The organism is Streptomyces sp. NPDC029466 (genome assembly GCF_055574515.1).
Genome location: NZ_JBVHZH010000050.1, coordinates 51,382 through 60,623 on the forward strand (window position 1 = coordinate 51,382; position 9,242 = coordinate 60,623).

Below are 9,242 nucleotides of genomic sequence, written 5' to 3' on the forward strand. Positions count from 1 at the left end.
GGTGGGTGGGGTGTGTCGGTCTTCTTGTGGGGGGTGCTCCTCCCCCCTTTCTCTCCCCCCCCCCCCCCCCCCCCCCCCCCCTCCGCCCCGTCCCCTCCCGTTGAGGGGTGGAAAAACCTTGGTGGTGGACCCGTAAGTGGTCCGGTGCGGCTTGTCGATCACACGCATAGCTAGAGCCATGGGCACGGGGATGGGCATGGGGATGGGCATGGGCGGCCAGCCCCCACCCACCTGCACTCACTCCCCCAACGGGAGGGGACGGGCCGGAGGGGGGGGGGGGGGGGGGGGGGAGAGGGAGAGCGCCAAGAAACAGAACCACAGAAGCACCCCCAACCCCCCCCCCCCCCCCCCCCCCCCCCAGCCCCCGGAGGTCCGTCACCGCACCCACAAACCACCCGGCCCGCCGCAGGCGCAACGGCGAGCAACAACCACGGCGGGACGGACAAAAACGTGGGAAAACCCTAGGCCCCCTCGGGGCCGATTCGGCTACGGACCGCCGTTTGGACCTCGTCCTCCTCGGCGGGGTCGGCGGCCAGGCGCCGGAGTTGTTCGACGACGCGGTCGTCGCCGGTGGCAGCGTGCCGAGCGGCTAGTTCGCGGGTCGTCTCCTCGCAGTCCCACAGGCATTCGACGGCGAAGCCGGCCGCGAACCCGGGGTCGGTGGCGGCGAGGGCCCCGGCGGCCCGGCCGCGGAGGTGGGAGGAGGAGGTTTCGCGGTAGATGTGCCGCAGAACGGGGGCGGCGCAGCCGACGCCGAGCCGGCCGGTGCCGTCGACCAGCTCCCACAGGCCGTCCGCGTCCGGCCCCTCCTCGCGTACGGTCCGGCGCAGCGCGGCCAGCACCAGCTCGGCGTCGCGCCGCCCGCCCCGGCGGGCGAGCACCGCGGCGGCGGCCGCGCCCAGCCGGTCCGTGCGCGGCGCCCAGATACGGGCCCGCGCGACCGCGGCCACACTGCGCATCCGCGTGAAGGCGGCGAGCGCGGCGGAGGACAGCTGCTCGGAGGAGAAGGGGTCGGTCACCGCGGCCTCGATCAGATCGAGGGTCTCCGGGTCGCCGCGCTCGGCGAGGTGGTGGAGCACGGCGGCGCGCGCCGCGTCCGGGGCGCTGCGGGCGGCACGCAGCAGCTCGGGGCGGTCCTCGGGGCCGGCGACGGCGCCCAGGCAGCGGGCGGCGGCGTGCTGCCGGTGTTCCGGGGGCGCCGGGTCCAGGTCCTGCTGGGCCCACGCCAGGACCTCGGTCACGCTCCAGCCGGGGCGTGGCCCGCTGGGCTGCAGCTGCCGCTGCCAGCGGTCGAAGGAGCCCTGTTCCCCGGCGGCGGCCAGGCGCGGTCCGTAACGGGGGTCCTCGGCCCACAGCCGCCACGGCCGGGGCTCGAAGGCGTCGCGCACGGCGGCGGCCAGCTCGGCCGCGCCCTGCTCGGTCTCGGGGAAGCGGGCGAGGACGGCGGGGGCCAGGGTCATCAGCCCGGCGTCGTCGTCACGCAGCGCGAGCTCGTCCAGGGCCCAGCGCCAGTTGCTGCCGGCCGCGGCATAGCTGCGCAGCAGCAGACGGGCGGCGTCCCTGCCGTACGCGGCGAGGTGGCCGAGGACGGCGAGGGCCAGACCGGTGCGCTCCTCGCCGGTGTCGACCAGGTCGTCCGGGTGGAAGAGATGGCGTTCGATCTGCTCCAGCCCGCCGTCGAGCTGCATGTAGAGGCGTGCGTAGTAGAGCGAGCGGTTCTCGACCTGCCAGTCGCGCCGGGGGTCGCGCAGCACGCTGTCGTTGAGTGCCGCGAGCGCCTCGGCCCGCGGCGCCGCGAGGGCATGCAGGGTCCCGTCGCCGCGGCCTCGCTGGAGGAGGCCGAGCAGGGTGCCACTGGGCGCTATGTCTGGATCGAACATGAGGTCAGCATCCGGTGCGGGGGACTGGCTGGCAACGGGATTTCCGCTGACCGGCATTCTTGCCGGTGACCGCGGGCCGTATGCCTCGTTCCCACCATGGATCGGCGGGAACGCCTGCGTACGGCGGCCGAAGCCTAGCCTGGAAGCTGCCATTCCGCCGATTCGCCCCGGGGTTGCCCCAGGAAGGCCGGCGGCATATGCCAGATGCACCACCGTATCGGGTAGTGCCAAATCCCTTACGGACCGTCGCCGCCTGTGCAACAGTCGTTACCGGCCCCTTCAGCCCGGCGCCGCCTGATCACGGAGTACGTCATGCCGTCCCCTCTCTTCGCGGATCACTCAGCCGACCGGCCCCCCGAGCGTGAAACGGTCGAGGCACTCATCACGCAGGCCCGCCGCTTGCGCGGTGGCCTCGACGCCGTCCGGGAGTCCACGGTGGACACCAGCCTCGCCACCGACCCGCAGCTGCGCTGGCAGCGGGCCCTGTGCGATCTCGCGGTGCACCACCTCGACGACCTCGGGGGCCATCTCGACCAGCTGAGAGAGGGCCTGCCCCCCGACAGTGCGGACGACCCGGCAGCGGCGGCCGAGCCGCCGGCCGCCCCGCCGGAGCACGGGCCCCATGAGCGCGGCTCGCTGCTGCGCCGGGTGGGCAGTGCCGAGTGGAATCTGCTCACCGATGAGGTCAGCTGGTCCGACGAGCTGTTCGCGATGTTCGGCCGGGCCCCGTCCGACGGCCCGCTCACCCTCGACGAGCTGCCCTCCCTGGTCCACCCCGAGGACCAGGACGGGCTGGCCACGATGGTCACGGACTGTCTGGTGGACGGCCGGCCGATCGACGGCGAATTCCGCATCGTGCGCCCGGACGAGACGCTGCGCACGGTGCACATGGTGGGCGAGCCGGTGCTCGACGCCGACGGCAGTACCGCCTGTATGTGGGCCGTGCTGCGGGACGTCAGCGAGCTGCGCCGCAGCCAGCAGGCGGTACGCGAGACCCGTGACTCGCTGCACCGCGAGCGGCAGATCGCGCAGACCGAGCACCGGCTTGCGGTCGAGCTTCAGGAGGCCGTGCTGCCGCCGTGGCGCGGCTCCCTGAGGTTCCCGCACGGCGGCCCGGTGGCTCTCGACCTCGCCGGGCGCTATCTGCCGTCCGGCACCCGCGACCTGATCGGCGGGGGCTGGTACGACGCACTGCAACTCCCGGACGGCACCACCCTGATGAGCGTCGGCGATCTGACCGGGCACGGCGTCACCGCCACGTCCGGGATGGCGATGGTGCTCGGCGCACTGCGCGGAATGGCGGTCGCCGGACACCGGCCGGGCCCCCTGATGGGCTTCGTCAACCAACTGCTGGACACCGCCGCCCAGCCGGCGCTGGGCAGCGCGGTGTGCGGCCGGTTCGACCCGGCCGCGCGGACGCTGGAGTGGGCCCAGGCGGGGCACCCCGCACCGCTGCTGTTCCGCGGCGGCACGGGGCGCGCGCTGGACCCGCCCGAGGGCGTACTCCTCGGCGCGACCTCGGGTGCGTCCTACACCCAGCACACCGAGCAACTGGAGCCCGGCGACCTCCTCGTCCTGCACACCGACGGCCTCGTCCCGCGCCGTACGCAGGGCGCGGATGCCACCCATGAGGGTGCCGAGCGGCTCCTCGCCCTGGCGCCGCGGTTCGCCGCCGCGCGCAGTGCCCAGGACTGCGTCCGCATCGTCGTCGAGGAGTTCGGCACGGCCGAGCGCGAGGACGACGCCTGTGTGCTGATCGCCCGGGTGGGCGACTGACACACCTCGGGGCGGGCTGAGGGCAGACCGACGCCTCCGACGACCACTCGGTGACATCGGCCGAGGGGCCGTCGGTTGACGGTTGAGGCGGCGGCAGGGCCGCGGAGGACGTGTCGCCACCCGGTACTACAGGTGACGCACCGTCATCCTCCGCCTCGCCGCCCGCTTCAGACCGAGAAGCTCTTTCCCAGCCCCGCTCCGATACCGGGGCCCAGGCCCGACCCCTTGGACTTGGGCTTCGCCTTCGGCAGGACATGCTGGATCTCCTCGCGCAGGTCCTGGATCTTGGCGTAGTTCGCGTACTGCCCCGTGAGCCGGAACATTTCACGGAGCCGGTCCCAGGTCCGGTGCGAGGAGTTCTCCCCGATGGACACCAGCGCCAGCCTGGCGTAACGGTCGGCCTGTTCGGGGTCGTTGCCGATGAAGCAGGCCGACGCCATCGAGAGGTAGTCGAAGATCTGCGAGCGCTGGCGGCCGTTCTCCCGCAGCGTCAGCGCCCGCCTGGCGTGATGCTGGGCGACCTTGGCGACCGAGGGATCGTGGTCGGCGAGGGTACGGAACGCCAGCGCCTGCATACCGTGCAGATCCGCCTCGTCGAACATCTGCATCCAACTCGGCGGCGGCACATCGCCCTTGTCGGAGACGAACAGCTCCTCCGCCTCGCCCAGGGTGCGGCGCATCGCCTGGCCGTTCCCCTTGGACGCCTGGGCCCAGGCCTCGATGGTGTGCAGCATGGCGCGGGTGCGCGGCAGGGTTTCCGCGCCGGAACCGGACTTGGCCAGCTTCATCAGATCCAGCGCGTCGTCCGGACGGCCAAGGTGGACCATCTGGCGCGCGGCCCGGGAGAGCGCCTCACCGGCACGGGGACGGTCGCCGCCCTCGCGGGCCGCATGGGCGGCGATGATGAAGTACTTCTGGGCGGTGGGCTCCAGGCCCACATCATGGGACATCCAGCCGGCCAGCACCGCCAGATTGGCGGCCACCCCCCACAGCCTGCGCTGCAAATGCTCGGGGTGGCGGTAGGCGAGCATGCCGCCGACCTCGTTGAGCTGGCCCACCACGGCCTTGCGCTGCAGCCCGCCACCGCGGGCCGCGTCCCAGGCGCGGAACACCTCGACCGAGCGCTCCAGCGCATCGATCTCCTGCGACCCCACGGGGGCCGCCTCGTAGCGGTCGAGGCCGATCTGGTCGAGTTCGTCGAGGGAGTCGGAAGCGAACGGGGCGTCGTGGCGTGGGGCGCCGGCCGGTGTCGGATCGGTGTGCAGCCAGTCGTGCATGGCGCCGGTGAGTGCGGAACCCGCGGCGAGCGCAGCGCCCGCACCCACCAAGCCGCGTCGGTTGAGCATGAGGTCCATTCCCGTGAATTCCGTGAGGACCGCGGCGGTCCGTTCGGGAGCCCACGGCAGACCGTCCATGGCCTGCCGCTTCCCCGAGCGACCGGTTCTTGCGAACCCGAGGTCCTCGATGGTTACGACACGGCCGAGGCGCTCGGTGAACAGGGAAGCCAGAACCTTGGGCACCGGATCACGCGGGGTCTCCCCCATGTCGATCCAGCGCCGCACTCGTGAGGTGTCGGTCGCCAACTGCGGATGGCCCATGGCCGCCGCCTGCCGGTTGACCAGTCTCGCCAGCTCTCCCTTGGACCAGCCGGCCAGGCCGAAAAGGTCCGCGAGACGGGTGTTCGGCTGCCTGTCCACGTCAAGCCCCCAGGTTCCTCGACTGAGTTGACAGTAACGGCCGGTGACATGCACCGGGTCCATTCGCCAGGGTTCGCCACCCTGCGCCAGATGGTCTGCCACCCGCAGCCACGTGTTCTGTAGACATGCCGCCCCCGGCCTGGTGGCGGGACCGCATTCCCCAGGGTGCGCGCCCTTCACAGGGACCCTGGATCGGCCTCCTGCACGGGGCCCGTTCACGGGTTCCCACCACCGGGCCGGGGAGCGCACGCAACTCGCCGGCGCACGAAGGGATCTGTCTCACCCATGTATGCAGCATCGTCCGCCGTGACCGTCCCCACCCGGCCGCACCGCCCGCACCCCACCGGAGGGGGTCCGTATCTCGACCCCACCCCTTCCGCGGGGGCGGTCCCCGGTCTGCCCGGCGGCCGTACCCGGCGGGCGCAGGGGACAGGCGCCCAACCGCTCAGCGGGAGGCTCGACTTGTCCGGCCCCCAGGGCGCCCAGTTGCGCGCCGCCGTTGCCTCGGTGCACCGCATCTGCCCGGAGTTCAATCCGGTGCAGGTGCTGCGCCGCAGCGGCAGATCCGTCCTCCTCGTGGGGACGACGGGCCGGATGACGGCGGTCGCCAAGTGTTTACTGGACCAGTCTCCGGCCTGGGCGGACAGGTTCCGGCAGGAAATAAGCGCATACCGCGCATTCGTCCGGCATCGTCCGCCGGTTCGGGTGCCGCGGCTGGTGGCGGCCGACCCCGACAACTGCACGCTCATCATGGAGCGGATGCCCGGCCGGGTCGCGGCCCTGACCCGGCACCCGTCCGAGGCCCCGCCCCGCGCGGATGTCCGGTCCGCGCTCGGCGCGATCTGCCGGATCAATCTCTGGCGTCCGCCGGCCGGGCTGTTCGACACCCCGCTGGACTACGCGGGCCGGATCGGCCGCTACCACGACCTGGGACTGCTCACCGACCGGGACCTGGGTGATCTTCAGAAGCTGATGCACGGCCTGTCGCACACCCAGGGCCAGTTCTGTCACGGCGATGCGCTGCTGAACAACGTGCTGCTGTCCCCCGCCGGCCCGGTGCTGCTGGACTGGGACAACGCGGGCTGGTATCTGCCGGGCTACGACCTGGCGACGCTGTGGTCGGTGCTCGGTGACGCGCCGGTGGCCCGCCGCCACATCAGCCAGCTCGCCCAGAACGCCGGACCGGCCTCGCGGGACGCCTTCCTGGTGAATCTGATGCTGGTGCTCACCCGCGAGATCCGGCGCTATGAAACCGCGGTCCAGCGGACCATGCGCGAGCCCACGCCGACGGGAGCACCGGGGCCGGGACACCCCGGCGTGCCCGCGGCGGGCGAGGAGCAGCGGCTGCTCCTGCGCCGACTGCACGACGACTGCCAGATGGCGCGGCGTGCGGTCAGGGCGGCGGTCGGCACCCGCTGACCGCCGAGGGGGGACTGTGAGCGGCGCGCCCGGGCACGGGGTGCGCCGCTCACCCATGTGCGCCGGCCTCCCGCCGGCGCTTCTCTTCTGCTGCCCGTGGGGCCGGTTCATTGGTCCATTCCACTGACGCTCCGCAGGCCCGGCACCGGTCCGGGAAGGCTCCTCCGGAGAGGCCCTGACATGCGGAATCCCGAACCGGCAGGGTGATTGACGGACCGTCGGCAAACATATAGCTCTAAGCCGACAGGGGGCTCTAGTCTCGGGTCCCGCCCGTGCGGCCGTTTGCGCACCCACCGTCACACCGCCCCGGCTCGGGCCGGCTCGAGGAGGTTGCTTTGCAAGGATCCGCCCCGGAAGACGAGAAGAGAGTCCCCCGCCCCGCCCTGCGGAGATCCGCCACCGCCGTCGCGGCCGCGGTGCTGCTGCTGCCGCTCGCGGGAGCGCCGTCCGCGCAGGCCGGACAGCCCCGGACGGACACGCTGCAACGGGCCTTCACCGAGGCCGCCGACCGTTTCCATGTGCCGCGCAGCGTGCTGCTCGGTGTCTCGTATCTGGAGTCCCGCTGGGACGGTCACGGCGGCGCGCCCAGCGTCTCCGGGGGCTACGGGCCGATGCATCTGACCGACGCCCGTACGGCCCTGACCCGCACGCCGGAGTTCAGCGAGGGTGACGAGGACGCGCGCGGCGACGGGGCGCGGGCCCGTAAGAGGGTGCCGGCCGGTGCGGCGCAGCGAGCGGCGCTGCCCGCCGAACTCCCGGCCCGGCTGCGTACGTTGCCGGCGGCCGCCGAACTGACCGGGATTCCGGCGGAGAAGCTGCGCACCGACCCCGCGGCGAATGTGCTCGGCGGTGCGGCGCTGCTCGCCGCGGAGCAGCGCAAGCTGGGCACGGCCGCGGGCAGCGACCCGGCGCGGTGGTACGCGGCGGTGGCGCGTTACGGCGGCCAGGACAGCGCGTACAGCGGGAAGGCCTTCGCGGACGAGGTGTACGCGGTGCTGCGCCAGGGCCAGGCCCGCACCACCGACGCGGGACAGCGGGTCACGCTGGCCGCCGCGCCGGGGCTGGCTCCTGACGCCGGGCAGCAGAAACGTCTCAGCGCGTCGGCCACCAAGGCGTCGCCTGCGCCCGCCGGCCGTCGGCCGGAGTGCCCGCGGAATGTCGCCTGCGAGTCCGTACCGGCGCCGTACGAGGAGTTCGGTGACGGTGACTACGGCAACCACGACAAGGCGGACCGGCCCGCCGACCAGCGGGTCAGCGCCATCGTCATCCATGACACCGAGGGGTCCTGGGAGACCACGCTCAAGCTGATCAAGGACCCGGCGTATGTGTCCTGGAACTACACGATCCGCTCCGCGGACGGCCTGATCGCCCAGCATGTTCCCACCAAGGACGTCGCCTGGCATGCGGGCAACTGGTACCTCAACTCGCACTCCGTCGGCATCGAGCACGAAGGCTTCCTGGCCGCACCGGACGCCTGGTACACGGAGGCGATGTACCGCGCCTCGGCCCGGCTGGTGAAGTATCTGAGCCGCAAGTACGACGTGCCGCTCGACCGGCAGCACATCCTCGGCCACGACAATGTGCCCGGCACGACGACGGCCACCATCCCGGGTATGCACACCGACCCCGGCCCGTACTGGGACTGGGCGCACTACTTCACGCTGCTGGGCAAGCCGTACAAGGCCACCGCGGGCCCGCGCGGCGGGCTGGTCACCATCCGCCCCGAGTACGACGGGAATCAGCCCGTGTACACCGGCTGTGTGAAGGCCGGTGACACCTGTGCCCCGCACGGCTCCGCGGCGGTGCGACTGTACAGCGCGCCGGATGAGGACGCGCCGCTGGTCAAGGACATCGGACTGCACCCGAACGGCAGTGACTCGACGACCGGGGTGAACGACACGGGTGCCCGCGCCACGACGGGGCAGCGGTTCGCGGTGGCCGGCCGGTCCGGCGACTGGACGGCGATCTGGTACCTCGGGCAGAAGGCGTGGTTCCACAATCCGCCGGACGAGCCGGTGGCCGTGCACGCCAAGGGGATGATCGCCACGCCGAAGGACGGGCGGCAGGAGATCCCGGTCTACGGCCGTGCGTACCCGGAGAAGGATGCCTACCCGGCCGGGGTTCCCTACCAGGCGGTCTCCCCGCTGCCGTACAAGCTCGCGGCCGGCCAGAAGTACGCCGTCGGGGGCCGGATGCGGGGCGAATACTTCTACTCCCCGACCTTCGATGTCACCAAGCATGCGGTCGTGCGCGGCGAGGACGTCTACTACGAGATCCAGCTCGGGCACCGGGTCGGCTATGTGCGGGCGGCCGACGTGGAGGTGCGGCGCTCGGGTTCGTAAGACCCGTGGGGTGAGCGCGTCGGGGGGGGGGGGGGGGGGGGGGGGGGGGGGGGGGGGGGGGGGGGGGGGGGGGGGGGGGCGGGTGGGGGGGGGGGGGGGGGGGGGGAGGGGGGGGGGGAGATGACGCC

5 protein-coding genes are annotated in these 9,242 nt (G+C 72.7%); 3 read left to right on the forward strand and 2 right to left on the reverse strand.

Features of this window, described 5'->3' with window-relative positions:
* Positions 1–461: 461 nt before the first annotated feature.
* Positions 462–1,880 carry a HEAT repeat domain-containing protein gene (locus ACZ4XD_RS30910; protein WP_468047476.1) on the reverse strand — a complete coding sequence of 473 codons (1,419 nt, stop codon included), beginning with the start codon at positions 1,878–1,880 and terminating at the stop codon, positions 462–464.
* A 312-nt stretch (positions 1,881–2,192) separates the two neighbouring features.
* Between ACZ4XD_RS30910 and ACZ4XD_RS30915 the strand changes: the two genes are divergently transcribed.
* Positions 2,193–3,656 carry a PP2C family protein-serine/threonine phosphatase gene (locus tag ACZ4XD_RS30915; protein WP_468047478.1) on the forward strand — a complete coding sequence of 488 codons (1,464 nt, stop codon included), beginning with the start codon at positions 2,193–2,195 and terminating at the stop codon, positions 3,654–3,656.
* Between the two features lie 167 nt (positions 3,657–3,823).
* Here ACZ4XD_RS30915 and ACZ4XD_RS30920 read toward each other — a convergent pair whose 3' ends face one another.
* Positions 3,824–5,353, reverse strand: coding sequence for a DNA-binding protein NsdB (locus ACZ4XD_RS30920; RefSeq protein WP_468047480.1), 1,530 nt, complete (start codon positions 5,351–5,353; stop codon positions 3,824–3,826).
* Between the two features lie 285 nt (positions 5,354–5,638).
* Between ACZ4XD_RS30920 and ACZ4XD_RS30925 the strand changes: the two genes are divergently transcribed.
* Together ACZ4XD_RS30925 and ACZ4XD_RS30930 are read left to right on the forward strand one after the other, a co-directional pair.
* Complete coding sequence (locus tag ACZ4XD_RS30925; protein ID WP_078886052.1) at positions 5,639–6,772, forward strand: aminoglycoside phosphotransferase family protein; 1,134 nt, start codon at positions 5,639–5,641, stop codon at positions 6,770–6,772.
* A 335-nt stretch (positions 6,773–7,107) separates the two neighbouring features.
* Positions 7,108–9,114, forward strand: a complete 2,007-nt coding sequence (locus ACZ4XD_RS30930; RefSeq protein ID WP_468047483.1) for an N-acetylmuramoyl-L-alanine amidase — start codon at positions 7,108–7,110, stop codon at positions 9,112–9,114.
* Positions 9,115–9,242 lie beyond the last annotated feature (128 nt).